Genomic DNA, 26,118 nt, shown 5'->3' with positions numbered 1-26,118 from the left:
ATGCCCACATGACCGCACTTGTCATCGCTGAACATGATGGCGCCACCGTCAAGGCGGCGACCTTGCATGTGGTCACAGCCGCGCTGGCTTGCGCGAGCGGTGACGTGCATGTGCTCGTTGCCGGTGAGAGCGCGGCCGAGGCCGCCGGGAGCGTGGCCAGGATCGCGGGCGTGGCCCGGGTCATTGCGGCCGACGGCCCGTCCCTCGCCGACAACCTGGCCGAGAACCTGGGCGCGCAGATCCTGGCGATGGCGCAGGGCTACAGCCACATCCTGTTCGCGGCCAGCGCCCATGGCAAGAATGTCGCCCCGCGCGTCGCAGCGAAGCTGGATGTGGCCCAGGTCAGCGAGATCACCCAGGTCATTGCCCCGGACATCTTCGAGCGGCCGATCTACGCGGGCAACGTGATCGCCACGGTGCAGAGCAGCGACGCCATCAAGGTGATCACGGTTCGCACCAGCAGCTTCGTGGCGGCTGCTGCGAGCGGGGGCAGCGCCGAGGTGCAGCATGTCGAAGGCGTCAGCGGCACTACCCGAACGACCTTCGTCGGCCGGGAGGAAAGCAAGAGCGAACGCCCGGAGCTGACTGCGGCCCAGGTCATCGTTGCAGGAGGACGGGGCCTGGGCAGCGCAGGCCATTTCATGGACGTCCTGGCGCCCCTGGCGGACACGTTGCATGCGGGCCTGGGCGCCAGCCTGGCAGCCGTCGAGGAAGGCTTTGCGCCCAACGACTGGCAGGTGGGCCAGTCGGGCAAGATCGTCGCGCCGCAGCTGTACATCGCCTGCGGCATCTCCGGCGCGGTCCAGCACTTGGCGGGCATCCGGGATGCGAAGGTGATCGTCGCGATCAACTCGGACGAGGAAGCGCCGATCTTTGCGCTGGCGGACTATGGGTTGGTCGCTGATCTTTTCATCGCGGTTCCCGAACTGGTTGCCGCACTCGAGGCCGCAGGAAAGCGATGAGCAGCACATCCGACCAAGGTAGGATTTGCCGCGATCTTCCGCTGACCTAGCATCCTCCCGGCGCCCCCGAAGAACAAGGAGAAAACGATGCGAGTGAAGATCACGCTGGCCGCCAACTTCATGTTCGTGGGCGCGGCATTTGCGCAGACCAGCCAGGTGCAGGGCCCTGTCAGCAGCAGCGGCATGACGCTCTTCGGCGTGGCGGATGCGGCCATCGCGTATGGCACGGGCAGCATCGCAAGCAAGACCCAGTTGGTCAGCGGCGCCAACACGCTGTCGCGGCTCGGCTTTCGCGGCACCGAGGCGCTGGGTGGCGGGCTGGGGGTCAACTTCTGGCTGGAAGCCGGCTACAACGCCGACGATGGCAGCGGCGTTGCGGGCAATACCAACAACACGCCGGCGGGTGCCACGTCGGGCGACGCCATCTCGTTCAACCGGCGCGCAACCGTCAGCCTGATCGATGTGTGGGGCGAGTTGCGCCTGGGCCGGGACTTCACGGCCATCTACCGCAATCGCGAACAGCCGGACCCGTTCGGCAACAACGGTGCCGGCACTTCGATGGCGCAAGCCGCGACACTGGGCGGGCCCACTTCCACGCGCGCGTCCAACATGATCGGCTACTTCCTTCCGCCGGGCTTGGGCGGCTTCTTCGGGGAAGTCCAATACTTCATGGGCGAGCAAATCTCGTTCAGCCCCGCCATCACCCCGAACCTGAAGGACGGCGACGGCTATGCCGCACGCATCGGCTACGGCATCGGCCCTTTCGGGGTGGCGATCGCCTCCGGAACCACGAAGTTCGCGCAGACCAGTTCCACAGGGGACATCAAGGTGGTGAACGTGGGCGCCTTCTACGACTTCGGCTTCCTGAAGCTATCGGGCGGTTACTACCGCGACAAGGTGGAGAGCTTCGTGCCCGTGACCGGCACGGGCTACCTGGTCGGCGGCACAATTCCGGTCGGCGTCGACCAGGTGCGCGTGTCCTACTCGGAGTATGGAACCGACGAGGTGGGAAGTCCGCGAAGCCGCAAGTTCGCGATCGGCTATGTCTACAACTTTTCGAAGCGAACGGCGGCCTATGCGACCTACGCGCACTTGAGCAACAGTGGCGGGGCCTCCCGCGCGCTCAACGGTTCCCTGACCGATCCTGATCGGAGTTCCAATGGCTATGACTTGGGTTTGCGGCACAGCTTTTGATGATGAAGTGACATCAGGGAGGTCTTGAATGAGAGTCCTGACAGCAGTTCTTGCGATCGCGATGGTGCTCCCGGCAGCAGCGATTTCACAGCCTGCGGGCACCGACGCCGAGTCGGCAAGGGCCGCACGGATGAAGGCAGGCTACGAGGCGGCGCGTGGGCCGCAGATGGGGGAGGGCAATCCGATTCCCGATCCGCGGCGCTCCTATTCGGCCGAGGAACGCGAGGCCGCGTACAGGGCGCGTCGAACCCCTCCCGCTCCGGCCGCCAAGCCTCCGGAGTCCGCTCCCTTGCCGGGCTACTTCAGCGCTGAGCGCGACGCAGCGCGCGCACCCTACAAGACCGAGGCCGCGCGCGCCAACAAGGCGGGCGAGATCCGGGCGGGCGAGCAGAGCTACTGATCTACAAGGCGTCGAGTTGGGCTGAAGCCCGTCATACGACTTCGCAATCCATCGCATAACTGCGTTGGATCGCCTTGCCGTGCTACAGCACCGTCTGCGGCGCTCCGCCTTGTTCTGCGATGGATTGCAAAGTCGTTTCAAGCCCCGGGTACTGCCGCCTTGCGCCAACCCGTGTCGGGATTGAAGCGCTTGATGGCGCCTGCGGCCGCCTCGGTGCCGGCGCCGAGGTCCTTCTCATAGACGACGCCGTCGTGGCTCACCATGAAGCTCATGATGCCGGTGTCGCCGTAACGCAGGGGCCACGCGATCAGGGCGAAGCCGCTGCGCATGCGCCCGCCGATGATGTAGTCGTAGGCGCCGCCGGGTGCCGCCTTGCCTTGGGCCGTGAGGATCCTGAAGCGGTAGCCGTGGTAGCCCTCGCCGGGCTTCTGGTTGACGTAGAGCGGTCCGAGCGGGCTCTGGCCCTGTCCGCTCGCGTCCGGCCAGTAGAGGCCGTCGCGGCGGCCCGGCGAGCTCACGAACTTCTGTGCGTATTCCAGTACGCCGCTGCCGGTGCGGTCGCGTTGCGCGTATTCCTTCTGGGCGTCGAAGTACGCGAGCGCGGCTTGCATGGCCGCAAGCTCGTTGCGGCCGATGCGCCGGGTTCGCATGGCTTCGGCACCGGCGCGTGGATCGAAGTGCCAGCCCGCCTTGCCCTTGACGATCGGCACCGGCAGTGTCCAGCCACCTTCCCCGACGGCAAGGAGCGCCTTGCTGTCGTTCTCCGCGACGATCTTGTGCTGCTTCGTCCAGGCGGACAGGAAGTTGTCGAGATCTTCGCGGTCGACGTCGCCGGCCGGGACGAAGCGCCGCCAGTCGGCGCCGAGCACGGTCTGCAACGCGGCGGTGTCGTTGCGGGAGATGGCGTCGTGAAGCGCTTGCGAGGCCGCCTCCGCGCTGGGGTAGGCGCGCTGTGCGAATGCAGGCGCCGACGCCAGGGCACTGGCCACGATGATTGCCGCTGCCAACGTCTTGACGGCCAATGAATTCCGCATGGTGGGGGCTCCATGGATGAGGGATTGCGTCATGCCTGTCTCCTACCGACGCCCGCCGCGGCCACCGCCGCGACCACCGCCACCACGTGCCCCGCCGCCGCTGAAGCCGCCACCGTACGACTGGCCCATCGACTGCCGGCTCGAACTGCCGCGGTTGAATTGCTGCTGCGCCTGCCCTGCATTGCCAGCACCGCGGAATGCGTTGTCGCCGCCGCGGGCACTCACGCCTTCGAAGCCGCCGCCACCACGTCCGCCTGCTGCAGCCTGTGCGCGGTCGCGTGTGCCGGGGTCGTTGCGCAGTTCGCTGCGCCCCTGGCCCGGGTCCATGCCGCGCTGCTGCAATGCGGATTGCGCCTGCTGGCGCTGTGCGTCGCGGGGCGTGTCACGGCCGCGGAAGTCGCCACGCTGCTCCGCACCCGGCACGTTGCGGCCGAACTGCTGCTGGCTGCGGCCGTCGCGGTACGGCACGCCACGGCGGTTCTCGGCGTTGTGGCGGAAATTGGTCTGGTTCGCGCTGAGCTGCCGGTTGGTGTTGATGTTGTTGAAACGGTTGACGTTGATGTTCACGTCGCCGCGTCCCCAGTTGCAGTTGCCCCACAGCGCGGCCGTCGCGGCCACGCCGATGCCGAAGGCAATGCCCGTCGCCAAGGCCGCGCCCGGGTAGTAGCCGGGGTAGTACATGGACGGTGGATAGTAGTAGTAGGGCGGATAGGCGGGGTACGGCCAGGTGCCGTACACCACGGTCGGGTTGTAGGTCGGCACGTAGACGACTTGCGGATCCGCCGGCTCGATCGTGATCACGTTCTGCTGGGTCTCGGGGTCCGGTGCAACGCCCACCCTCTGTTGCTCCGACGTCTTGAGGTTGCCCGTGCCCTGCGCCTTGGCACGCAGCCGCTGGGCGGAATCGAGCACGTCCTTGGACGAGGCGAGGAAGGCGTCCCCGAGGTTCTGCACCCAATCCGGCTTGTCGCCCATGACCTGGATCACCTGCGGGAATGCGACCAAGGACTTGACGCTCGGATCCCAGGGCTCGTTCTCGACAGCCTTTACCGCGGCGTCGCCGGATTGCTGGGCGTTCGCCTTGGACCATCTGGCCGCGTCGGCCACGTCCGCCGGATAGGTGGACGCCATCAGGACCTGCGACAGCAGGGAATCGGGGTACAGCGCGATGGGTGCCATCATCTGGTCGATCTGCTCGACGCTGAACGGCGCACTGCTCTGCGCGGACGCGGCCGGCGGAGGCGCGGTGACGGATCGCGGCGCCGTGCCGGAGACAGGCACCGCCACATACGGCGCGGGTGGGGCCACGCAACTCGCCACCAGCAAGGGTATGGCCAGCGAGGCGAGGAAGGGCTTGGATGGGGGCGAGTGCCGTAGCTGCTTCATTGACAAGTCCCTGCTCAAGGTTTCATTTCAGTTTTCCACCGCGCTATCGCGTGACCCGCGACGTATAAAACCCGGACGAGCAATGCCCGTTCGTGGGCACCCGCGGAACCGGCTTTGCCGGGTCGCTGGGTGCGCCCCCTCGAGGGCTGAAGGCCGCGGCTCCAAGCCTGCCTGTGCGGGCTTGGACGGCCTGGAAGAGCAGCCGCCTCTGGCGGCCGTCCGGGCGAATGAGGCGCTGCGGGGGTGGGCTTCATTCAAGCCATGATGTTCACGCCGCCGTCGACGTAGAGCGTCTGCCCGGTCAGGCGGCGCGCATAGGGTGTGGCGAGGTAGGCACAGGCGAAGCCGACGTCGTCGATGTCCACCAGTTCCCCCACCGGTGCCCGGCCCGCCACCTCGTTGAGCAGCAGGTCGAAATCCTTCAGGCCGGAGGCCGCGCGCGTCTTCAACGGGCCGGGCGAGACCGGATGCACGCGGATGCCCTGCGGCCCGAGTTCGTAGGCGAGGTAGCGGCAGGCCGCCTCCAGCGCCGCCTTCACCGGCCCCATCACGTTGTAGTTGGGCACCACTTTCTGCGCGCCGTGGTAGCTCATGGCAAACATGGTGCCGCCTTCGTTCATCAGGGGCGCCGCGAGTCGCGCCATGCGCACGAAGGAATGGCACGAGACGTCCATCGCGCGCTTGAAGCCTTCCGCCGAGCACGTCAGCAGCCCGCCTTGCAGGTCGGCCTTCGGCGCGAATGCAATCGAGTGGACGACGATGTCGAGCCGTCCCCATGTGTCCTCGATGACCCGGAACACGGCTTCGATGTCCCCCTCCTTCTCGACGTCGAGCGGCAGCACGATCGGCGCCGCCAAGGCCTGGGCCAGCGGCTCGACATGTGGCCGCGCCTTGTCGTTGAGGTAGGTGATCGCGAGCTGGGCGCCAAGGGTGTGGAAGGCATGCGCGCAACCGTAGGCAATCGAATGCTCGTTGGCGATTCCGACCACCAGGGCTTTCTTGCCGGCGAGGACGGGGTTGTGCGGTGTCGGCATGGGGTTCATCCTCGTGCAAGAAGATCCCGCGTATGCCGCGCGATCATGAGTTCTTCGTTGGTGGGGATGACCCACGCCGCGGTGCGGCTGCCCGGTGTGCTGATGCGGGGGCCTTGCGCGGCGTTGGCCTCGGCATCGAGTTCGACGCCGAGCCATGCGGCCTGCCGGCAGACGCGCTCGCGCACTACCGCCGCCCGTTCGCCGATCCCGGCTGTGAAGACGATGGCATCGAGCCCACCGAGTGCGGCAGCCAGCGATCCCAGCTCTCGACCGATGCGATAAAGGAAGAGATCGACCGCCAGCGCGGCATCCGGCTGGTCGGAGGCGAGCAGCTCGCGCATGTCGCTCGAAATGCCCGAGACGCCGAGCAGGCCGGACTGGCTGTAGAGCAGCTTCTCGATCGCGCGGGCATCCATGCCGTGCTCGTCCATCAGGTAGAGCAACACGCCCGGGTCCAGTGCGCCGGAGCGCGTGCCCATTGGCAGCCCGTCGACGGCCGTGAACCCCATCGTGCTGGCGATGCTGCGGCCGCCTTCCAGCGCGCACATGCTCGCGCCGTTGCCCAGGTGCAGCACCACGGTCTTGCCGCGCGCCGCGCGCTTGTCATGCTGCGACAGCACCGATGCGATGTATTCGTAGGAGAGCCCATGGAAGCCGTAGCGCCGCACGCCGGAATCGGTGAGCGCCTTGGGCAGCGCGAACATCTGTGCCAACGGTGGATTCGAACGGTGCGCCGCGGTATCGAAGCAGGCCACCTGCGGCAGGTCGGGCGAGCTTTGCAGCAGCAAGCGAATCGGCGCCAGGTTGTGAGGCTGGTGCAGGGGCGCGAGCGGCACCAGCTTCTCGAGCCGCGCCACCACCTCGCTGTCCACACGCACCGGCGCCGCGAAGTCCGTGCCGCCATGGACGACGCGGTGGCCGACCGCGCCCAGCCGATGCGCAGCGCTGTGCGTGGCCTTGAACCAGTCGACGATGTGCGCGAGGGCGCCGTCGTGGCCCAGAGTGGCGCCCGACTCCCAGCGCTTCTCGGCGACCGTCTGGCCGTTGGCATCCTTGGCGATGAAGTGAGGCGTGGTGTACACGCCTGACACCTGGCCGCCGGCCACCAGCGGCAAATCCTCCGTGCCGGCGAACAGCGAGAACTTGATGCTCGACGAGCCCGCATTGAGCACCACGATCGCATCGCTCATGGCGACGGTTTCCTGCGCCGCTTCGGCGCTGCGAGCGACAGCAAGTCCTCCACGTGGCGGAAGCGCTCTTCCTGGTGCGGCGTGGGTGTGCCGCGCGCGCTCACGACCTTGCGCGCCGCATCGATGCAGCGGCGGCGGACCGGGGCTTCGGGAATGAGGCCGGGCAGGGCGGCGATCGCGCGCTCTTCGTCGAGCGCGAGCACGAAGGCCTGCCGCTTCATCGCTTCCTTCACCGCGGTGAGCGTCGGACGCCGCTCGGGCTTCATCTCGTCGATCATGCGCCGCATGAGGTTATACGGACGCTCGTCGACGATGTTCTCCTCGCGTCGCACATAGAGCAGCAGGCGCGCCCATGCATCGAGCGTCGTGCCGGACTCGATCTGCTTCTCGATCTCGAGGCGCTTGGTGCGCCGCAGTTCCTCATGTTCCCAGGTCGTCGACTTCGGCCCGCGGCGGCCCGTTGCGCCGCCACCGAGGCCGACGGCCGCCGCAAGCCACGGCGCCTCGTAGATCGCCTTGAACATGCGCTCGGACATCTGGTCGCGCGCATCGCGCACGCGATCGAGGGACTGCTCGATGTTGCCGGACACCTGGCGCTCGAGGGCCGTGAGAGGGTTGTCCGGCGCGGCCGGTTTACGGTTCTCACGCACGATCTCGGCCATCGCCTGGACCCAGAACATCCAGGGGTTGAGGTTCGAGAAACCCCAGCGCTCCACGCGTGCGGGGTTGGCAGCGCGGGCCGCCTCGGCGGTGGCCTCGGTCGTCATCGCCTTGACCACGGGCGAGGCGAAGGTGTCGTAGAGCCCCTGGTTGATTTGCGCCACCCGGTCGACCACCTCGAAGGCCTTTTCATCCTCGCGACCGTCGTCCAGCGCGAGGATGTCCTCGATGGTGCGCGGCGCCAGCTGGATGAGATAGCGGCCGTCGAGGAAGGCGAGCCCCGGCATGTCGGGCTGCGTGTCCTGGATCAGCGCCTCGTAGAGTCCGGGCGGCAGCGTCTCGATGAGGTCGAGCGCGCTGGCCAGCTCGGACGTTTCGCGCTTGGCCACGCCGGCGGAGACGAAGATGCCCAGGTGACCGATCTTCTCGTGCAGGCAGTAGACGATGGTCTGCTCGTTCAGCCGCATCTCTTCCACGCTGGAGTAGGTGTCCGGAATCCAGTTCAGCGCCTGCTGCGGGGGCGTGATGTTGTCGCCCCACGAGGCGAACACGATGATCGGCGTGCGGATGTTGCGGATGTCCACGCGGTGCTTGCCGTCGAAGGACTCGACTTCGCCGGCGGAGAGCTTGTTGCCCACGAAGAGGTTCTTCGTGATCCACTCCATCTCCTCCTTGTTCATGAGGAACAGGCCGCCCCACCACTTCTCGAACTCGAGGAAGCGCTCGCGCTCGGTGTCGACCTGCGAATACAGGTTGTAAAGCTTGCTCCAGTAGGTGTTCGAGGGGTTGAGGCTCTCGAAGTTGCTGACCAGGTTGGCACCGTCGAACTTGCCGTGCCCGAGGTCCCCGGCGAGGGAGGCCAGCCAGGTGCCGCCCATCAGCCCTCCCGAGTACCGCATCGGGTTCTTGCCCTCGACGCCGGCCCAGTACGAGACCGGCGTGCCGGCCAGCAGCAGCGGTCCGACCTCCTCGGGCGCCAGCGACGCGAGCATGATCAGCGCCCAGCCTCCCTGGCAATTGCCGATCACGAAGGGCTTGCCTTCCGACTTGGGATGCAACTCGTTGACCTTGCGCATGAAGGCAATCTCGGCGCCGCAGACGGCCTCGATGGTCTGCCCCGCCATCGGCGTCGGGAAGAACATCACGAAGTAGCAGGGGTGCCCGTGCTGCAGCGCGATGCCGATCTCGCTGTCCATCTTGAAGCCGCCGATGCCCGGTCCATGGCCGGCGCGCGGATCGATCACCACGAAGGGGCGCTTGTTTGCGTCCGTTGGCGTGTGGTGCGTGTCCGGCTTGATGCGCACCAGCGCGTAGTTGGCCGGCTTCTGGAACCCCCGGGCGTCCAGCACCATCTCGTAGTCGAACACCAGCACGGGCGGGGTGCCGGACTGCGTGTGCTCCAGGTACTCGTTGCCGCGCTGGCGCAGGACATCGATGGTGAGGATGGAACGCTGCCACGCATCGATGAAGTACTCGGAGACTGTCTGCGCAGCCTGCATCGGCCACAGTCCGGACAGTGCGGACAGTGCGGTCGGGGGCGGGGCCTTGTCTGCCATCAATGCACTCCTCTCGGCGGTCGGCACGGTGCTTGAAGCTTGCGCCTTCGCTGCGCGTCGTGGAAATCCAACCAAAGTAGGATTTCCGCGCCGTGCGCCAAGGACTAGCGTTGCATCGCTGGTTCGCGGAGCACCTGCGAGCGCGAGATCGTGGCGCACGTGATCAGGGTTGTCTCGACACCAGGTTCGATTGCACAGGGGGCGGGCCATGGCTCGCCTGAAAGGCCGCCTTGCGGCGAAAGCAGATGCCACGCGCGTCATCCGAAGGAGACAGTCATGGACACCCCACTTGCGTTTGATATCGCGGCCAAGATGGCAGGAGGCGCGTGGCGCGATTTCAATCCCGGCATCTGGCAGAGCCGGGTCAACGTGCGCGAATTCATCCAGCGCAACTACACACCCTATGAAGGCGACGGCGGCTTCCTCCAGGGGCCCACGGCGCGCACCCAGGCGATGTGGGACAAGCTCAAGCCGTTGCTGGCGCAAGAGCGCGAAAAAGGCATCCTCGGCGTCTCGCAAATCCCCTCGGGCATCCTGGCGCACGAGGCCGGCTACATCGACAAGGAGCAGGAGATCATCGTGGGCCTGCAGACCGACGCACCGCTGGTGCGCGCGATCATGCCCTTCGGTGGCTGGCGCGTGGTGGAGGACAGTCTTCGCGCCTACGGGTACGAGCCCGATCCGTCGTTGATCGACATCTTCACCAAGTACCGCAAGACGCACAACGCCGGTGTCTTCGATGCCTACACGCCAGACATCCGCAGGGCGCGCTCGGCCTCCGTGGTCACCGGCCTGCCGGATGCCTACGGCCGCGGGCGCATCGTCGGCGACTATCGCCGCGTCGCGCTGTACGGCGTCGACTTCCTGGTCACCGACAAGGAACGCGAGAAGCAGGAACTCGACGAGCGGCATTCGACGGAGGAAGTCATCCGCCTGCGCGAAGAGTTGTCCGAGCAGATCCGTTCGCTCAAGGAACTCAAGGAGATGGGCGCGCGCTACGGCTACGACATTTCCGGCCCCGCGTCGAACGCGCGCGAGGCGGTGCAATGGACCTACTTCGGCTACCTCGCCGCCATCAAGCAGCAGAACGGCGCGGCGATGTCGGCCGGGCGCCTGTCGACCTTCTGGGACATCTACTTCGAGCGCGACATTCGCGAGGGCAAGCTCAACGAAGCGCAGGCGCAGGAGATCATCGACGACCTGGTGATCAAGTGGCGCATCGTCCGCTTCCTGCGCGCGCCCGAGTACAACGCGCTCTTCTCGGGCGACCCGGTGTGGGTCACCGAGGTGGTGGGCGGGCAGGGCGAGGACGGGCGCACGCTGGTGACCAAGAGCGCGTTCCGCATGCTGCACACGCTCAACAACCTCGGCCCGGCACCCGAGCCCAACCTGACGGTGTTCTGGTCGGTCAACCTGCCCGAAGGCTTCAAGCGCTTCGCCATCAAGACCTCGATCGACACCAGCTCCATCCAGTACGAGTCCGACGACCTGATGCGCCCGAAGTGGGGCGACGATTGCGCCATCGCCTGCTGCGTGTCGGCCATGCGCGTGGGCAAGCAGATGCAGTATTTCGGCGCCCGGGTGAATCTGCCGAAGACGCTGCTCTACGCACTGAACGGCGGGCGCGACGAGGTGAGCGGCGCGCAGGTCGGGCCGCAACTGGCCCCGGTGACGGGCGAGGTGCTCGACTACGACCAGGTGATGGAACGGCTGGACCCGATGATGGACTGGCTGGCGAAGACCTATGTCAATGCGCTCAACGTCATCCACTTCATGCACGACAAGTACGCCTATGAAGCGATCGAGATGGCGCTGCATGACCGCGACGTGCTGCGCACGCTGGCCTGCGGCATCGCCGGCCTCTCGCATACGGCGGACAGCCTGTCGGCGATCAAGTTCGCCAAGGTGAAGCCGATCCGCGACGAACGCGGGCTCATCACCGCGTTCGAGACCACGGGCGAATACCCCTGCTTCGGCAACAACGACGACCAGGTCGACGACATCGCCCGCGATCTGGTGTCGAAGATGATGAGCAAGATCCGCATGTACCCGAGCTACCGCAACGCGGTGCACACGCAGTCGGTGCTGACCATCACGTCGAACGTGGTCTACGGCAAGGGCACCGGCGATACGCCGGACGGCCGCAAGAAGGGCGAGCCCTTCGCGCCGGGCGCCAACCCGTCCAACGGACGCGATACGCACGGCGCACTGGCGGCGCTGATGTCGGTGGCGAAGATCCCGTACGACGATGCGGAGGACGGCATCTCGCTGACGCTGTCGGTCGTGCCCTCGGCGCTCGGCAACGAGGAAGACCGCCTCGCCCGCGGCACCGGGGCGCTCGACGCGTACTTTGCGAGTGGCGGCTTCCACGTCAACATCAACGTGCTGAACCGCGAGACGCTGCAGGACGCGATGGAGCATCCGGAGAAGTACCCGCAACTGACCATCCGGGTCTCGGGCTATGCCGTCAACTTCATCAAGCTGAACCGGGAGCAGCAACTCGACGTGATCAACCGAACCTTCCACGGCGCCATGTAGGAGGCCGCGATGGCCCAGTCACTCACCGGCAGCCGGTATGAACTGCACGTCACGAGGCAGGGGGCGGCGGAGACGAAGTCGCAGGACTACTACAAGATCCATTCGGGCGACATGGAGGAGGCCGACGACGCCGGAGACGACATCGTCGGCCACGTCCATTCGTGGGAAGTGGGCAGCACGGTCGACGGCCCGGGGCTGCGCTTCGTGGCCTTCCTCACGGGCTGCTTCCTGCGCTGCCAGTACTGCCATAACCCGGACACCTGGCACAAGCACAACGGCCGGCCGGTGACGGTCGCGCGCGCCATGCAGGAGATCAAGAAGTACGCGCAGGTGCTGAAGATCAGCAAGGGCGGCATCACGATCTCCGGTGGCGAGCCGATGGTGCAGAAGGCCTTTGCCATGCAGATCTTCAAGCGCTGCAAGCAACTCGGCCTCCACACCTGCATCGACACCGCCGGGCGGCTCGGCGAGCGCATGACGGACGAGGACTTGTCGTACATCGACCTGCACCTGCTCGACATCAAGTCCGGCGACCCGGTCATCTACGAACAGGTCACGCGCCAGCCGCTGCAGCCGACGCTGGACTACGCGCGCCGGCTGTCCGACCTGGGGCGCCCGATGTGGGTGCGCTACGTGCTGGTGCCGGGCCTGACCGACGGCTTCGACAACGTGGAGAAGGTGGCCGAGTTCTGCGCCGGGTTGAAGTCGATCGAGCGCGTCGAGATCCTGCGCTTTCACCAGATGGGCAAGGACAAGTGGGAGCAACTCGGGCTCGAATATCCGCTGAAGGATGTGGAGCCGCCATCCCCCGAGTTGAGCGAGCGCGTCCGCGGGCAGTTCCGCAGCCGCGGCCTCACGGTGTACTGATTTCCAGACAACAAGAAGGAGAACGATATGGAATGGTTGAGCAGCGCGCTCGGACCCCAGCCCATGATGGCGATGTTCCTGACCATCGCCCTTGGGTACCTCCTGGGTGAAGTCAACATCAAGGGCTTCTCGCTCGGTGTGGGGGCGGTGCTTTTCGTGGCCCTGTTCATGGGCTGGCTGGTACCGAAGTCGGCGCCGGCGCCGATGGTCGGCACGCTGGGGCTTGCACTGTTCCTGTATGCCGTGGGCGTCCAGTACGGCAAGCAGTTCTTCCTGGGGCTCACGAGTTCGGCGGGCCGCAAGGCCAACTTCATCGCGCTGACGGGCGTGTTGCTGTCCGGCGTGGTCAGCGTGCTGTTCCTCAAGATGACGAGCCTCGACCTCGGCCACACGCTCGGCCTGTTCGCGGGCGCAGGCACCAGCACGCCGACGCTGCAGGCGGCCATCGTGACGCTGGGCAACGACGATCCGGCGGTCGGCTATTCGGTGGCCTATCCGCTGGGTGTGGCAGGGCCGATCCTCTTCCTCTACATCACGTTCATGGTGCTCAAGCCCAAGATCGAGGTGCCCGCCGGAGGGGGGCTGGAGATGCTCGAGATTGCGCCGAACGACGCTGTCATCAAGGGCAAGACCGTCGGCGACCTGCTGGCCGGCCTGCCAGCCGGCACCGAGATCGCGGCGGTGCGGCGCGCGCATCACAACATGCCCGCCACGCATTCGACGGCGCTGGAACCCAACGATGTCCTGCTGGTGACCGGGAAGAGCAGAGACGCGCTGGAAGAGGCCGCCAGGCAGCTCGGTGAGGTGCACAAGGGGCGGATGACAGGGGACCGCCGCGACCTAGACTACATCCGCGTCTTCGCGTCCCGCCCGGCCGCCGTCGGGCGTACGCTGGCGGACCTGAAGCTGCCGGACGGCAAGCCCCACGTGCTCGTGCACGTGAGGCGTGGCGACGCCGAGATGGTGCCCAACGACAACCTGGTGCTCGAGTACGGCGACCGCGTCGGCCTGCTGGCACATCGCGACGACTTTGCATCGCTGCGCAAGTTCTTCGGCGACTCGATCAAGGGAACCGCCGAGTTCAGCTACATCTCCATCGGACTCGGGATGGCGCTCGGCTTCCTGCTCGGCGCCATCAACTTCCCGTTGCCGGGCATCGGCAAGCTTGCGCTGGGCCTGTCGGGCGTGCTGATCGTGGCGCTGATCCTCGGCAACATGCGCCGCACCGGCGGCCTGAACTGGACCATGCCGCTGTCGGCCAACCTGGTGCTGCGCAACCTGGGCTTGACGCTCTTCCTGGCGCAGGTGGGCATGTCGTCGGGGCCGAAGTTCGTGAACACGGTTTCGCAGACGGGCTTCCTGATGATCGGACTGGCCGCCATCGTGGTGGCCGCGCTCGTGGTGCCGATCCTCATCCTGGGACTGGGCGTGTTCAAGATGCCGTATGACGAAGTGGCCGGGATCGTGGCCGGCGCTTGCGGCAATCCGGCCATCCTTGCGTACTCGAACAAGCTGACCCCCACGGAGAAGCCCGACCTCGGCTACGCGATGATCTTTCCGGGCATGACGATCGTGAAGATCCTCTTCGTGGACATCGTGCCGGCGCTGCTGAGCGGGTGAGCCGCGGGCTGGATGTGGGGTGCTGCCGCGGACAGGTTGTCGATCAGCCGCTGCGGGCGGCCGCGGGTGCATGGACCATCAGCACCGTACGTCCACGATCCGCGTGACGTCCTCGGCGTCGCTGCCCCGCACAGGACCCGCACCAGCCCCTTGTGCCCGTGAATTCCGAGCACGATCAGGTTGGCGCCCATGCCTTGGCGTCATCCGCCAACCCGGTCGTCAGTTCGCCATTCGGAGAAGCAAGCCGTCTCTGCCTTGATGTTCCAGTGCCCCAGGGCTTGCAGCATGCGCAGCGGCTGTGCCGCCGCGCGCACCGTGATGCACTTCGCAGGCCGCTTCAGCGGGCGTTCGCGGTACCGACAGGCGCAGCACAGGCCTCACGGATGAAACTCGTGAGCGCCTGCACCTGCGGAATGTGGATCTCGCGACGGCCTTTTTCGGCAAAACGGATCACTTCGTCGCGCGCCATTCTTGACAGAGCGCGACTCACTGTCTCCAGCGTCATGCCCAGATAGTTCCCGATCTCGGCGCGCGACATCCGTAGCGTGACCTGATCCGTGCGCAGGCCGCGCTGCTCGAGCGCATCGGCCCAGTAACGCAGGAAGCCGGCGACACGCGCGTCGGCTGGCAGGGTGCACAGCGACAGCATGGCGTCGTGATCGCGCACCAGTTCGCGACTCATGGCCGAATGCATGGCGGCGAGCAAGGCAGGCGTTTTCATCGCCGAATGAAAGAGCGATTCATAACTGACCGCCCAGATCTCACCCGTATCCAATGCCACAGCCTCGCAGCCGTAGCAACCGTGGGCAATGCCGTCCAAGCCCATCCAATCACCCTTGAAATGCAGGCCTACAACCTGTTCGCGACCTTCGCCTGAAGAGTTCACCAGCTTGTAGAAGCCGCTGTTGGCGATGTAGAGGTTCACGAACGCCTGACCTGCCTGAAAGATGACGTCATCGGCTCGGACCAGCCGCCGTTGGAACGGTACGCTCGCCTGGACCAGCTGCAGCAGTTCGTCAATCTGGTGAGGGCCGAACGGATGGCTCTCCCGACTCCGCGTCGCTTCGTACATGGTTAGCTCCTGGCTGTTGGAGGGCCGCAGCTTGCCGAATGGCAGTGCTCGGGCAAGCGTAGGCATTGCCGTGTGGCCGGCATATGGTGGCGGCCACGCATTCGGTTGCAGGTGCGCACCTATGGCGTGGGTGGTGCCACCTATTCAGTTCGGTTCAGCGACCGGCCGCGCGCGTCCTGTGCACGGCGTCACGGAGTTGACGCGCGCTGAAAGGACGTTCGAGAAAGTCGGTCGCCTCCATCCGCGCAAGTTCCACTGCGGTCCGGAAGGCCGTGTGAGAGCCGAACATGATCGCCGGCAGTCTCGAACCCCGGAGCCTGAGCTCGCGTACAAGTTCCAGCACGGCGCTCGCATCGGGTTCCGCGCATGCGACAAGGCAGTCTCTCTCGGACAATTGCAAGCTCAGCAGCGCCGCCGGGCTGCTCACGAACACGACTGTTTCAACCAGCGGCGCGAGCGCCGACGCAATCCAGGAGCGCTCCACCGGATCGGGTTCAAGTACGAATGCCGTCGTCGCCACCGCCGCCTCATGTCGTGGAGGACATACCGCCCCATGCCATTGCGTAAACGGCTGTCCTCCAGTCGCTCATCCTGCAAGGCGCCAGTCAGTGATGCTGCTCCCGTTCGCAGGCGTTGGGTAGTGAGATGCGCACCCAACATCCACTTAGGTGGCCGGCTCGCCGGACCTGCAGCCCACCGCCATGGACGAGGCCGTCGCGCACTGCGGGTACCGCACCCAGTCCGCGGCGCTCCAACCGGGGCTCGATTGGCAGCAGACCCGGCAAGCACCCACCGAGTAGGCGCCACGCACTGACCTTGGCTTCATTGAGGTATTGAACGGTTCCCGTGGCCTTGTCCGGATGAGATGAAAGTCCAGCGCAATGGGGCAGGGGAGGCGCCTGGGAATGTGGCTTCCCGAGCGCCTCTCGGCCGGCAGCACTGCGTGCCTTGCATGCAGGCCTGCCGGCGCGCGCCGCTGTGGTGGTGCACCCCGGCCAGGACAAGGCGACGGGGCAATCCTGTAACGAAGGCAATCGATCAACTCCGGAACGCCTCCGTCCCCGCGCTGCCTGTGACAGATCCGGTTGACCGCTGGCTTGTCTTGGCAGGGCTGCTCGTGCCCTGCAGGAACTGGAATCAAGACATTCGCCAATTTGACCGTTCGGGGTGCGACGCCTGCACCGCTACCGCGCAATCCTCGAACGCGGCAAAGCCATGTCGTCATTGACTACGGAGGATGTCCATAGGAACCTGGCTCACAAATAGCCGAAGCTGAACACTTAGTAAGCTGACAGGATTCTAAAAATCGCTGGCCCGACACTCAGTGCGCCTGCTTCGGCAAGTTCAGGCTTTGCAGCACGGGTAGCCACCGATCGGATTCCAGCTTGACGAATTTCGACAACTCTTGCGGCGTGCCGCCGCGCGGCTCCATTCCAATGGCGCGCGCGCGGGTCACGAAGGCCGGGTCTGCAATCACCTGGTTCACCGCCTTGTTCAGTCGATCGATCGAATCCTTGGGCGTGCCGGCAGGAACGGAGAGCGAGTACCACAAGGTGGCCACCATGTCGTAGCCCTGTTCCTGGAAGGTCGGTGCGTCAGGCAGCTGGGGCAGGCGGTGGGTATCCATCACGCCCAGGACGCGCAACTTGCCTGCTTGGATGTAGGGCAGCGAGCCTGTGATCGAAGTGCCGTGGATGTCGATCTGGCCGCCGAGCAGCGCCTGCACGGCCGGGCTGTCGCCATTGAACGGGATGTGCGTGGTGCTGATTCCCAGGTTCTTCTCGAACACCATGGGCGCGAGATTCGTCAGGATCGCAGCGCCAGGTGAGCCACGATTGATCTTGCCCGGATTCTTCTTCGCATACTCGACCATCTCCTTGATGTTCTGGTAAGGAAGGTCGGTGCGGCCCACGATGATGGCCGGCTGATAGGCGATCTGCGTGACCGGCGCGAAGTCCTTGGCTGGGTCGTAGGGCAGCTTTTCGTAGAGCACGCTGTTGTTCGCCAGCGTGCCGAGCGACGACACCAGCACAGTCTGGCCATCGGGCTTGGCGCGGGCCACGTAGTCGGCGGCGAGGATTCCACTCGCGCCGGGCTTGTTCTCGATGATGACATTCATGCCGTGCTTGCCGAGTTCCTGCGCGAGGATGCGGCAGTACTGGTCGGTGCCCCCGCCCGCTGCGAAGGGCACGACGATGCGGGTGACCTGCTGTGCAATTGCCGAGCCGATGGTGAAGCCTGCGATGACGGCGCCGCAGATGAATTTCCGGTAGTTCAATTGCTTGTCTCCTTGTTCCGGTCCCATGTGGACTGGCTGAAATCAGTCTAGTTCGCGGCTTCGGCGCCGCATCTGCATGCAATGAAAAGGTGCTTTCCGTCTATTGCAAGCAAGCGCGCGTCATCGGATGACTTTCTGCGCTTGAAGCGAGCCCAGCCGGCCCTCGTCGATGCCCAGCAATTCGTGCAGGACCTCGCCCGTGTGCTGGCCGAGGTCCGGCGGCGTGTGGCGCACACCGCAGCGGGCGCCATCGATGACGTAGGGCGGGGCATGGATGGCCTGCGCCCCGGCGTCGGGGTCATCGAAGTGATGCAGGACCTGCGTCTGCGCCGTCCGCTCGGCCTGCATCGCTTCGTAGAGTCCCAGCACCTCGCCGCAAGGAATGCCCGCCGCGCGCAACCGAGTCAGGAGTTCCTCGCGCGTGTGCGAGCGGATGCACGTTTCCAGGATGGGAATCAGCGCCTGCCGGTGCCTTGCGCGTTCGGTGTTCTTCTCGAAGCGGTGGTCGGTGGCGAGCTCCGGGCGCTGGATGACGTCGATGCAGAACTTCCTGAACTGGCCGTTGTTCCCGACGGCAATCACCAGCGGGCCATCCGCGGCTTCGAAGACGCCATAGGGGACGATGGACGGATGCGAATTGCCGAACTTCGCCGGGTCGCACTTGTTCGCCCATGCGGTCAGCCCGTAGTAGGACCCGATCATCATGCCGCTGTCATAGAGCGACATCTGGATGTGCCGGCCCCGGCCCGTGCGGTGGCGCTCGTGCAGCACCGCGAGGATGGCCTGGGCCGCGTACATGCCGGTGAACATGTCGACCGCGGCGACGCCGAATTTCAGCGGTCCCTGGCCCTCTTCGCCGTTGGTCGCCATGAGGCCGCTCTCGCCCTGGACGACCAGGTCGTAGCCCGGCCGGCCGCGTTCTTCGCCCAGCACCGAGTAGCCGGAAATGGAGCAGTAGATCAGGCCGGGATTGTGTTCGCTCAGGTCCTCGTAACCGAGCCCCATCTTCTGCGCGCCACCGTACTTGAAGTTCTGGATGACGATGTCCGAGCGTGCCGCGAGGTCGCGCGCGAGTTCGACGCCTTCCGGTGTCTGCAGGTCGATGCAGACCGAGCGCTTGTTGCGGTTGCAACTGTTGAAGTAAGAGGTGTTGTGGCGTCCGATGCGCAAGCCCCAGTCGCGGGTGTCGTCGCCGCGCTCGGGATGCTCGACCTTGATGACGTCGGCCCCGAGATCGGCAAGCGCCATGGCGCAGAGGGGGCCGGCCATGACCCTGGACAAGTCCAGGACACGGAGGCCGGAAAGCGGTTGCATGGGGGTCATCGAGTTTCCTGCTTCAGTTGGCGACGTACCCGCCGTCCACCGGCAGGATGGTGCCGGTCACATAGCGGGCCTGTTCGGAGGCCAGGAACACAACCGGCCCGGCAATGTCGTCGGGCTCGGCCGGACGTCCCAGCAAGGTGCGATCGACCATCCGGCCATAGCGCGCGGCGTCCTGCGCGATGTGGCGGGTCATCGGGGTCATGACCAGACCCGGTGCCACGGCATTGACGCGCACCCCATGCGCGCCGAAGTCGCGTGCAAGGAACTTCGTGAGTTGGCCCACCGCACCCTTGGACGCGCCGTAGGCGAGATGCGCGCCCGTCGCCACGAGCGTGGTGATCGATGCCACGTTGACGACCGCACCCCTGGTGCGCCTGAGACCCTCCGCGCAGGCCATGGTCAGGTTCAGCACGCCCTTGACGTTGACCGCCATGACGCGGTCGATGTCCTCGCCGAGGGCTTGCGCGTCTTGCCGGGTGTGTTGGCCGCTGACGCCGGCGTTGTTGACGAGGACGCCGACCGGCCCCCACGCTTCATCGAGGTCGGCAACGATCGCCGCGCATTGGGCCGCGTCGCGCACATCGAGCGCGTAGGGTCGGATGCGATCTGGCGGGTCGCCGCACTCTGCCGCGGCTTGTTGCGCCTTGCCGAGGTCCAGGTCCGTCAGTGCCACGCGACAACCAGCCTGCAGCAAGCGGCTGGCAATGGCTTGGCCGATGCCCTGGCTCGCGCCGCTGACCAGCGCCACGGTGTCCGGGAACATGGCGTTCATTCACTGAGCCTGCTTGGGCAGTTCGAGGCGCTGCAACAAGGGGATCCAGCGCGCGCTCTCGGCCTGCACGTACTTCGCGAACTCGTCGGGCGTGCCGCCGCGCGGCTCCATCCCGCTGGCGCGGGCGCGGGTGATGAAGGCGGGATCGGCAAGCACCTGGTTGACGGTGCGATTCAGTCGCTCGACCACGTCCTTGGGGGTGCCCGCGGGCGCGGAGAGGCCATACCAGAGCAACGCCTCGATGTCGTAGCCCTGTTCCTTGAAGGTGGGCGCCTCGGGCACCTGGGACAGGCGCTTGTCACCCATCACGCCGAGCACGCGCATCTTGCCGGCGCGAATGTGCTGTTGCGGGCCGGTGATGGAGGTGCCCTGGATGTCGATCTGGCTGCCCAGGAGTGCCTGCAGGCCCGGCGTGTCGCCGTTGAAAGGGATATGGGTGGTGCTGATGCCGGCCATGTTCTCGAAGGCCATCGGCGCTAGGTTGGTCAGGATGGAGGCGCCCGGCGACCCCCGGTTGATCTTGCCGGGGTTGGCCTTGGCGTAGGCCACCATCTCCTTGATGTTCTTGTAGGGCAGGTCGGTGCGGGCGACCACGATCGTGGGCTGGTACGCGATCTGCGTCACGGGCGCAAAGCTCTTCACCGGGTCGTAGGGCAGCTTGTCATACATGACCGAGTTCGTGGCCAGCGTGCTCAGCGACGACATCAGCAGCGTCTGGCCGTCCGGCCGCGAGCGCGCGACATAGTCCGCGGCGACGATGCCGCTGGCGCCGGGCTTGTTCTCCACGATCACCTGGAGGCCATGCTGGCCCAGTTCGTTCGCGAGCAAGCGCGCGTACTGGTCGGTGCCGCCGCCGGCAGCGAACGGGACGACGATCCGGGTGGGTTGCTGGGCCTGGGCTGCGCCGAATGCGGCCGCCAGGCCAAGTAGCAAGGCGCCGAGGTGTTTGCGAAATGGCATGTCAAAGGTCTCCTGATTGGGGGGCTCTGCCCTGTGGATTCAGTCTAGGTGGCGCTGGGTCCGCCGATGCTGCACAGCATGAAAAGCTGCTTTGCAGGCTGCGATGCGGACCGCGGGCGACGGGTCGGCACACTGCGTCCATGACCGTTGCGATCACCAGAATCGGGGAAACGAAGGACCAGCTGGGCGAGAGCCCTTGCTGGGATGCGGACGCGCAGGCCGTCTGCTGGATCGATGCCTTGGCGGGCACGCTCTGGCGACTGGTCCCTGGTTCAGGGACGCCGGAACGGCATGCCATCCCGGGACCGGTCGGCTCCATCGCGCCATGCCGCAGCGAGGCTGTCGTGGTGGCGCTGCGCAATAGCTTTGCGCGCTACGACTTCGCGTCTCGCTCGCTCGAAGTGATTGCCGCTGTCCCCATCGACCATCCCGATGTCAGGCTCAACGACGGCAAGTGCGACGCGGCGGGAAACTTTGTCGCAGGCACGATGCACATGAACCGCGCGCCCGGCGAGCGGGTGTTGGGCGGCCTCTATCGACTGCGACCCGACCGCAACGTGGAGCAGCTGGCCGACGACATCGGCTTTGCCAACGGCCCTTGCTTCAGTCCCGACGCACGCACGCTCTACCTGGCCGACAGCCTCGAGCGAACGATCTGGGCCTACGACTACGATCCGCGCGGCCCGCTGCGCAACAAGCGTGTCTTCACCCGGACCGGGCGCTTCGACTCCGGGCCCGACGGCGCCACCGTCGATGAGAAGGGCTTCTTGTGGACCGTGCTCACGCGCGCCGCCAAGCTCGCCCGCTTCGCATCCGACGGTTCGCTGGAGCGCCTGGTGGACGTTCCCGCGACCTATCCGACCAGCCTTTGCTTCGGGGGCCCTCGCTTCGAGCAGCTCTACCTGACGACCATTTCGCGCAGTACGCGCCTCGAAGGATCGCTGCCGGACGATGGCGGTCTCTTCCTGGTCGAGGGGCTTCCCGCGGCAGGCAGGGCACCGCATCGCTTCGCGGACCGCTAGACGCCGTCCTCCCGCAGCGCGTCAGCCACGAAGTCGACGAACGCGCGAACCTTGAGCGGGAGTGCGCGGCTCTGGCGGAACACGGCAAAGATGCCGTTGGAGAAGCCCCGCACGGCGAAGCGGTAGTCCGGCAACAGCCTGACCAGCGTGCCGTCCTGCAGGTTGCTGCGCACCGTGGGTTCCGACAGCAGCGCGATGCCCATGCCGCCGATGGCGGCCAGCCGCAGGAGTTCGCCGTTGTTGGCGCTCAGCACGCCCTGGATCGGCAGTTCCTGTTGCTCGCCTTGGGCATCCACGTACTTCCAGCTCGTGGCCTCGTGCTCGCGCCGGTAGGTGAGGCAGCGCACATCCGGCAGGTCGGTGGGATGCTTGATGCGCGAATAGATTTTCACGAATTCAGGACTCGCCACCAGGACCTCGTCGCTGGACAGCAGCCGCTTGATGACGAAGCCCGAGTCGTTCGATTCGCCCGTGCGGATGTCGACGTCGAAGTCCTGCTCGACGAGGTTGACCGGATGTTCCGAGAGTTCGATCTCGACGCGGATGTCCGGATAGCGCTGGGCAAAGCGCGGCAGCAGCGGCGCCAGGACCCGCAGGCCGAGGTGCGTGCGCGAATGCACCCGCAGCCGGCCTTCGGGTCGCTGGCGGGAGTTCCGCGCGGCCTGCTCCGCTTCGGCCATGGCCTCCAACACCACCTCGGCCCGCTCGATGAAGGCCTGCCCGGCTTCGGTCATCTTGAGGTTCCGGCTGGTGCGATCCACCAGTTGCACACCCAGTTCCTCCTCGAGCGCGCTGATGCGCCGCGAGATGGTTGCGGGCGAGAGACTGAGGCTGCGGGCCGCCGCCGAGAGGCTGCCCTTGCGCTGTGTGGTCACGAAGATGCGCAGCGAATCGAGGGCTTTCATTTCAATACACGCAAAGAAGCTGTACGCAGGTTGGTGATCCGCAAGGCGTCTGAATTCCTACGATGGACCCATTCAACACCCATCCCACAGGAGCACAGGCAATGGACTTCGGAATCTTCATTTTGATGCAGCAGCGGAACAAGCATAAGACCTCGCACCAGATCCTGCGCGATGCCGTCGAACAGACGCGCCTGGCGGATGAACTGGGCTTCGGCGCCGCCTGGTATGCGGAACATCACTTCAGCAACTATGGCATGTGCTCGTCGCCGCTGACGATGATCGCGCACTGCGCCGCCGTCACGCGCAACATCCGGCTCGGCACGGGCATCGTCGTCGCGCCGCTGTACACCCCGGCGCGCCTGATCGCCGACGTGGCCATGGTGGACCAGCTGTCCAACGGCCGCCTGAACCTGGGCATTGGCTCGGGCTACCAGCATTTCGAATTCGAGCGTTTCGGCGTTTCGCTGGAGACCGCCAAGGGCCGCACCTTCGAGATCCTGGACATGCTGGAGATGGGCCTGCAACAGCCCAAGTTCAGCTACGACGGCGAGTTCTACCAGCAACCCATGAGCGCCATCAGCCAGCGCGCCGTGCAGCAGCCCGGGCCTCCGATGTGGATCACCAGCGTGGACCCGGCTTTCGTGACGCGCGCCGTGCGGTCCGGCCACCATGTGTTCGTCTCTGGCGGTGACGGCGGCCTCGAGAAGCTGCATGGCACCCGGGCCTTGATCGACAAGGTCGCCAAGGCAGAAGGCAAGGACCCGGCCGGCATCAACGTGGGCCTGCTGCGCGCCGCCTACGCGAGCGACAACAAGGACGAGGTGGAGCGCTACCTGGACTGCGCCCGTTACCAGCGCCGCATTGCCGTGAGCCTCAAGCGCCGCACCGCGCAGATCGCCGATGACTACCAGGTGGAGGAGGGCATCGTCGAAGGCGAGCCGACGCTCGACGAGATGCGCGCCCTGTTGCCCGTGGGCAGCATCGACACCGTGATCGAGCGCGTGGTCAACGAGATCCGTGTGCTGAAGCCGGTCCACTACTGCTTCCAGACGCAGATGGGCGATTTCGATCACCCGACCATGCTGCGCCAGCTCAAGACCTGGGCCGAGATCATCATTCCCGCGGTCCAGCAGGAAATCGCCAACGACCCGCCGCACCGCAGCCAGCCCGAGCGCGAGCTCGTCGCGGCCTGACCTGAACTCGCCGCAAGGAGTCGCCATGTCAGAAGTCGCCGAACGAACCGCCATCGAACAGACGCAATTCCGGCAGCTGCTCGGCTGCTTTCCGACGGGTGTGGCCGTCATCACGACGCGCACTGCCGACGGGAAGCCCGCGGGGCTGACCTGCAACTCGTTCAGCTCCGTGTCGCTGGATCCGCCGCTCGTGCTGTTCAGCCTGCGCAACGCAAGCAAGCTGCTCGATACCTTCAAGGGGGCCGATGGCTTCGCCATCAACATCCTGTCGGAGCGGCAAGATGCGCTGTCGGGCCGGTTTGCTTCCAGCAAGATCGAGAACAAGTTCGAAGGCGTGGGTTGGCGGTCGGGCCCGAACGGCATGCCGCTGATCAACGAGTGCCTGGCCAGCTTCGAGTGCAGCGTGTTCGCGTGCCACGAGGCCGGCGACCATGTCGTCCTGATCGGCGAAGTGAAGCACATGGATGCGGGGGCCGGCGACCAGGCCCTGGTGTTCTACAAGGGCGCCTACATGATGCTGGCCGAGTCGCTGCGCAACATGGTGTTGCAGGGCAAGCTCGGCGACGCGCACATCGACGAGGCCTACCGCGCGCTCTACGGCACGCTGCTTCGGCTGGCCTGCGATCGCGCGACCGACGCCGAGTTGGATGCCGTGGAAGCAGCAGTGGACACGATCGAGGCCCATGCCGACGACGCTCCGCTCAAGGACCGCATCGATTCGGCCAGCCGCTTCTTTTCCGCGGTGGCGACCGCAGGCCACAACGAGGCCCTCACGCTGATGGCGCAGACGATGACTTCGGTGCTGCGCGAACGCATGACGCACGTGCTGCCGGTGCGTCCCCGTCCCGACCTGTTCCCCCTGCGCCGCAACATCGCCCACTCCCTGCGCCGGCGCGATGCGGACGGCGCCGCGGCCGCCCTTGACGAGCTGATCACGCAGCTGCGCAAGGGCTGAAGTTCAATAAACCCGAGGAGACAAGATGTCCATCGATTACGTCGCCTTCCGGCGCGACTTGGAAGAGTTCGCGCGGAAGTCCTGTCCTGCCGAGATCCGCGCCGTAGTGGCCGCGGGCCAGAAGATCACCAAGCGCGAGTACAAGGCTTGGCAGATGATCCTGGCCGCGAAGGGCTGGGGTGCGCCCAGCTGGCCCAGGGAAGCGGGCGGCACCGGATGGGACATCAAGCAACGCCTGATCTTCGAGGAAGTGATGGCGGAGAACGATTGCCCGCCGCTCTATCACCACGGCCTCGGCCACATCGGCCCGGTGATCATCCGCTTCGGCACGCCGGAGCAGAAGGCGCGCTTCCTGCCGCGCATCCTCGACGGGTCCGACTGGTGGTGTCAGGGCTACTCGGAACCGGGCTCGGGGTCGGACCTGGCGTCGTTGTCCACGAGTGCCCGCCTCGACGGCGACGAGTGGGTCATCAACGGCCAGAAGACCTGGACCTCGCATGCGCACGAAGCCAGCATGATCTACATGCTGGTGCGCACGTCCAAGGAGGCCAGGAAGCAGGACGGCATCTCGCTGGTCCTCGTGCCGATGGACACCCCTGGCATCACTGTGCGCCCCATCCGCACGATCGATGGCTGGCATCACCTGAACGAGGTGTTCTTCGACGAAGTGCGCGTGCGCGCCGACAACCTCATCGGGGAGGTGGGCAAGGGTTGGACCTGCGCCAAGTTCCTGCTGGAGCGCGAGCGCCTGCCGCCGGCCAATGTCGCCCGACTGGAGCTGGTGCGCCGCCAGGTCGCCCGCCTGGTGGAGGATGCCGGGAAGGCCGCGGCCGGCCGGCGTGATTTCAGTGGCTTGCATCACAAGCTGCTCATGTGCGAGGCGGACGTGAAGGGTGCGCGCGTGATGATGGCGCAGGCCACCGACGACCTGATCCACCAGCGCCCGCTGGGCGTGCAGCCCTCCGCGATCAAGATGACCTGCGCGGACGTGGCCCAGCGCCTGACGTCCATCGCGCTGGATGCTGTCGGTCCCGAGGCTGCGAACCGCTTCCTGGCCGAAGCGGATGACGGAAGCGCGGATGTGCCTGCCGCCACCTGGATCCAGAACTACATGTTCACGCGCTCCCGCACGATCGCCGGCGGCACCTCCGAAGTGCAGCGCAACGTGGTCGCCAACGAACTCCTGGGAGCTTGAAC

Annotated in this window: 22 protein-coding genes; 10 read left to right on the top strand and 12 right to left on the bottom strand. The window is 66.0% G+C overall.

Annotated features, from left to right (window positions below):
- Positions 1-8: 8 nt before the first annotated feature.
- The 3 genes from WKW82_RS29725 to WKW82_RS29715 all read left to right on the top strand — a co-directional run bounded on the left by WKW82_RS29725 (position 9) and on the right by WKW82_RS29715 (position 2,556).
- Entirely contained in the window at positions 9-962 is a 954-nt protein-coding gene (locus WKW82_RS29725; RefSeq protein ID WP_340346316.1) for an electron transfer flavoprotein subunit alpha/FixB family protein, read from the top strand.
- Between the two features lie 87 nt (positions 963-1,049).
- Entirely contained in the window at positions 1,050-2,156 is a 1,107-nt protein-coding gene (locus tag WKW82_RS29720) for a porin (protein ID WP_340346315.1), read from the top strand.
- 28 nt (positions 2,157-2,184) lie between these two features.
- Entirely contained in the window at positions 2,185-2,556 is a 372-nt protein-coding gene (locus WKW82_RS29715; RefSeq protein ID WP_340346313.1) for a hypothetical protein, read from the top strand.
- A gap of 137 nt (positions 2,557-2,693) precedes the next feature.
- On the opposite strand, the gene WKW82_RS29710 is transcribed toward WKW82_RS29715, so the two are convergent.
- The 5 genes from WKW82_RS29710 to WKW82_RS29690 form a co-directional block, all read right to left on the bottom strand.
- Positions 2,694-3,623: a DUF2950 domain-containing protein gene (locus tag WKW82_RS29710; RefSeq protein WP_340346311.1), complete on the bottom strand. Its 930-nt coding sequence runs from the start codon at positions 3,621-3,623 to the stop codon at positions 2,694-2,696.
- A gap of 9 nt (positions 3,624-3,632) precedes the next feature.
- Complete coding sequence (locus WKW82_RS29705; protein WP_340346310.1) at positions 3,633-4,976, bottom strand: DUF3300 domain-containing protein; 1,344 nt, start codon at positions 4,974-4,976, stop codon at positions 3,633-3,635.
- A 254-nt stretch (positions 4,977-5,230) separates the two neighbouring features.
- Positions 5,231-6,010, bottom strand: a complete 780-nt coding sequence (gene fabI / locus WKW82_RS29700) for an enoyl-ACP reductase FabI (protein WP_340346309.1) — start codon at positions 6,008-6,010, stop codon at positions 5,231-5,233.
- Between the two features lie 5 nt (positions 6,011-6,015).
- Positions 6,016-7,200, bottom strand: a complete 1,185-nt coding sequence (locus tag WKW82_RS29695) for an acetate/propionate family kinase (protein WP_340346308.1) — start codon at positions 7,198-7,200, stop codon at positions 6,016-6,018.
- On the bottom strand, positions 7,197-9,416 hold the full coding sequence (locus WKW82_RS29690; protein ID WP_340346306.1) for a DUF3141 domain-containing protein: 2,220 nt from the start codon (positions 9,414-9,416) through the stop codon (positions 7,197-7,199). Before WKW82_RS29690 ends, WKW82_RS29695 begins: the two co-directional genes overlap by 4 nt.
- 276 nt (positions 9,417-9,692) lie before the next feature.
- Between WKW82_RS29690 and pflB the strand changes: the two genes are divergently transcribed.
- From pflB to WKW82_RS29675, 3 genes are read left to right on the top strand one after another with little or no spacing between them, the layout of a single operon-like run.
- Positions 9,693-11,954 carry a formate C-acetyltransferase gene (gene pflB / locus WKW82_RS29685; protein WP_340346305.1) on the top strand — a complete coding sequence of 754 codons (2,262 nt, stop codon included), beginning with the start codon at positions 9,693-9,695 and terminating at the stop codon, positions 11,952-11,954.
- Positions 11,955-11,963: 9 nt separating this feature from the next.
- The gene (gene pflA, locus WKW82_RS29680; RefSeq protein ID WP_340346304.1) at positions 11,964-12,821 is read left to right on the top strand and encodes a pyruvate formate-lyase-activating protein; all 858 of its coding nucleotides are present in this window, start codon (positions 11,964-11,966) and stop codon (positions 12,819-12,821) included.
- Positions 12,822-12,848: 27 nt separating this feature from the next.
- Positions 12,849-14,441: an aspartate:alanine exchanger family transporter gene (locus WKW82_RS29675; protein ID WP_340346303.1), complete on the top strand. Its 1,593-nt coding sequence runs from the start codon at positions 12,849-12,851 to the stop codon at positions 14,439-14,441.
- A 337-nt stretch (positions 14,442-14,778) separates the two neighbouring features.
- On the opposite strand, the gene WKW82_RS29670 is transcribed toward WKW82_RS29675, so the two are convergent.
- The 6 genes from WKW82_RS29670 to WKW82_RS29645 all read right to left on the bottom strand — a co-directional run bounded on the left by WKW82_RS29670 (position 14,779) and on the right by WKW82_RS29645 (position 20,846).
- The gene (locus WKW82_RS29670; RefSeq protein ID WP_340346302.1) at positions 14,779-15,513 is read right to left on the bottom strand and encodes a Crp/Fnr family transcriptional regulator; all 735 of its coding nucleotides are present in this window, start codon (positions 15,511-15,513) and stop codon (positions 14,779-14,781) included.
- A gap of 154 nt (positions 15,514-15,667) precedes the next feature.
- Complete coding sequence (locus WKW82_RS29665) at positions 15,668-16,033, bottom strand: DNA-binding transcriptional response regulator (RefSeq protein ID WP_340346300.1); 366 nt, start codon at positions 16,031-16,033, stop codon at positions 15,668-15,670.
- An 801-nt stretch (positions 16,034-16,834) separates the two neighbouring features.
- Complete coding sequence (locus WKW82_RS29660) at positions 16,835-17,791, bottom strand: Bug family tripartite tricarboxylate transporter substrate binding protein (protein ID WP_340346298.1); 957 nt, start codon at positions 17,789-17,791, stop codon at positions 16,835-16,837.
- Between the two features lie 120 nt (positions 17,792-17,911).
- Positions 17,912-19,114 carry a CaiB/BaiF CoA transferase family protein gene (locus tag WKW82_RS29655; protein WP_340346297.1) on the bottom strand — a complete coding sequence of 401 codons (1,203 nt, stop codon included), beginning with the start codon at positions 19,112-19,114 and terminating at the stop codon, positions 17,912-17,914.
- Positions 19,115-19,127: 13 nt separating this feature from the next.
- Positions 19,128-19,886 (bottom strand): SDR family NAD(P)-dependent oxidoreductase, encoded by a 759-nt coding sequence (locus tag WKW82_RS29650; protein WP_340346295.1) that lies wholly within the window; start codon positions 19,884-19,886, stop codon positions 19,128-19,130.
- Positions 19,887-20,846, bottom strand: coding sequence for a Bug family tripartite tricarboxylate transporter substrate binding protein (locus WKW82_RS29645; RefSeq protein ID WP_340346294.1), 960 nt, complete (start codon positions 20,844-20,846; stop codon positions 19,887-19,889).
- A 140-nt stretch (positions 20,847-20,986) separates the two neighbouring features.
- Between WKW82_RS29645 and WKW82_RS29640 the strand changes: the two genes are divergently transcribed.
- On the top strand, positions 20,987-21,868 hold the full coding sequence (locus WKW82_RS29640; protein WP_340346293.1) for an SMP-30/gluconolactonase/LRE family protein: 882 nt from the start codon (positions 20,987-20,989) through the stop codon (positions 21,866-21,868).
- Here WKW82_RS29640 and WKW82_RS29635 read toward each other — a convergent pair.
- Positions 21,865-22,773 carry a LysR family transcriptional regulator gene (locus tag WKW82_RS29635; protein WP_340346292.1) on the bottom strand — a complete coding sequence of 303 codons (909 nt, stop codon included), beginning with the start codon at positions 22,771-22,773 and terminating at the stop codon, positions 21,865-21,867. The genes WKW82_RS29640 and WKW82_RS29635 overlap by 4 nt on opposite strands.
- Before the next feature lie 101 nt (positions 22,774-22,874).
- Between WKW82_RS29635 and WKW82_RS29630 the strand changes: the two genes are divergently transcribed.
- From WKW82_RS29630 to WKW82_RS29620, 3 genes are read left to right on the top strand one after another with little or no spacing between them, the layout of a single operon-like run.
- A complete protein-coding gene (locus tag WKW82_RS29630) occupies positions 22,875-23,966 on the top strand; it encodes an LLM class flavin-dependent oxidoreductase (RefSeq protein ID WP_340346291.1) in 1,092 nt (363 codons plus the stop codon).
- A 25-nt stretch (positions 23,967-23,991) separates the two neighbouring features.
- Positions 23,992-24,921, top strand: a complete 930-nt coding sequence (locus tag WKW82_RS29625) for a flavin reductase (RefSeq protein WP_340346290.1) — start codon at positions 23,992-23,994, stop codon at positions 24,919-24,921.
- A 25-nt stretch (positions 24,922-24,946) separates the two neighbouring features.
- Positions 24,947-26,116 carry an acyl-CoA dehydrogenase family protein gene (locus tag WKW82_RS29620; RefSeq protein WP_340346289.1) on the top strand — a complete coding sequence of 390 codons (1,170 nt, stop codon included), beginning with the start codon at positions 24,947-24,949 and terminating at the stop codon, positions 26,114-26,116.
- The last annotated feature ends 2 nt before the right edge of the window (positions 26,117-26,118 follow it).

This window comes from Variovorax rhizosphaerae, from assembly GCF_037889975.1.
GTDB classification, from domain to species: Bacteria; Pseudomonadota; Gammaproteobacteria; order Burkholderiales; family Burkholderiaceae_C; genus Variovorax; species Variovorax rhizosphaerae.
Note: the sequence above shows the minus strand (reverse complement) of the source record. Positions and strands in the feature narration are given on the sequence as shown.

Excerpts from the sequence above, each read along its gene's own strand:
- WKW82_RS29640 (WP_340346293.1), top strand. The coding sequence starts at position 20,987 with ATGACCGTTGCGATCACCAGAATCGGGGAAACGAAGGACCAGCTGGGC.
- pflB (WP_340346305.1), top strand. The coding sequence starts at position 9,693 with ATGGACACCCCACTTGCGTTTGATATCGCGGCCAAGATGGCAGGAGGC.
- WKW82_RS29655 (WP_340346297.1), bottom strand. The coding sequence starts at position 19,114 with ATGACCCCCATGCAACCGCTTTCCGGCCTCCGTGTCCTGGACTTGTCC.
- WKW82_RS29720 (WP_340346315.1), top strand. The coding sequence starts at position 1,050 with ATGCGAGTGAAGATCACGCTGGCCGCCAACTTCATGTTCGTGGGCGCG.
- WKW82_RS29715 (WP_340346313.1), top strand. The coding sequence starts at position 2,185 with ATGAGAGTCCTGACAGCAGTTCTTGCGATCGCGATGGTGCTCCCGGCA.
- WKW82_RS29725 (WP_340346316.1), top strand. The coding sequence starts at position 9 with ATGACCGCACTTGTCATCGCTGAACATGATGGCGCCACCGTCAAGGCG.
- WKW82_RS29635 (WP_340346292.1), bottom strand. The coding sequence starts at position 22,773 with ATGAAAGCCCTCGATTCGCTGCGCATCTTCGTGACCACACAGCGCAAG.
- WKW82_RS29710 (WP_340346311.1), bottom strand. The coding sequence starts at position 3,623 with ATGACGCAATCCCTCATCCATGGAGCCCCCACCATGCGGAATTCATTG.
- WKW82_RS29630 (WP_340346291.1), top strand. The coding sequence starts at position 22,875 with ATGGACTTCGGAATCTTCATTTTGATGCAGCAGCGGAACAAGCATAAG.
- WKW82_RS29650 (WP_340346295.1), bottom strand. The coding sequence starts at position 19,886 with ATGAACGCCATGTTCCCGGACACCGTGGCGCTGGTCAGCGGCGCGAGC.
- WKW82_RS29625 (WP_340346290.1), top strand. The coding sequence starts at position 23,992 with ATGTCAGAAGTCGCCGAACGAACCGCCATCGAACAGACGCAATTCCGG.
- WKW82_RS29645 (WP_340346294.1), bottom strand. The coding sequence starts at position 20,846 with ATGCCATTTCGCAAACACCTCGGCGCCTTGCTACTTGGCCTGGCGGCC.
- WKW82_RS29705 (WP_340346310.1), bottom strand. The coding sequence starts at position 4,976 with ATGAAGCAGCTACGGCACTCGCCCCCATCCAAGCCCTTCCTCGCCTCG.
- WKW82_RS29675 (WP_340346303.1), top strand. The coding sequence starts at position 12,849 with ATGGAATGGTTGAGCAGCGCGCTCGGACCCCAGCCCATGATGGCGATG.
- WKW82_RS29690 (WP_340346306.1), bottom strand. The coding sequence starts at position 9,416 with ATGGCAGACAAGGCCCCGCCCCCGACCGCACTGTCCGCACTGTCCGGA.
- WKW82_RS29670 (WP_340346302.1), bottom strand. The coding sequence starts at position 15,513 with ATGTACGAAGCGACGCGGAGTCGGGAGAGCCATCCGTTCGGCCCTCAC.
- WKW82_RS29620 (WP_340346289.1), top strand. The coding sequence starts at position 24,947 with ATGTCCATCGATTACGTCGCCTTCCGGCGCGACTTGGAAGAGTTCGCG.
- pflA (WP_340346304.1), top strand. The coding sequence starts at position 11,964 with ATGGCCCAGTCACTCACCGGCAGCCGGTATGAACTGCACGTCACGAGG.
- WKW82_RS29695 (WP_340346308.1), bottom strand. The coding sequence starts at position 7,200 with ATGAGCGATGCGATCGTGGTGCTCAATGCGGGCTCGTCGAGCATCAAG.
- fabI (WP_340346309.1), bottom strand. The coding sequence starts at position 6,010 with ATGCCGACACCGCACAACCCCGTCCTCGCCGGCAAGAAAGCCCTGGTG.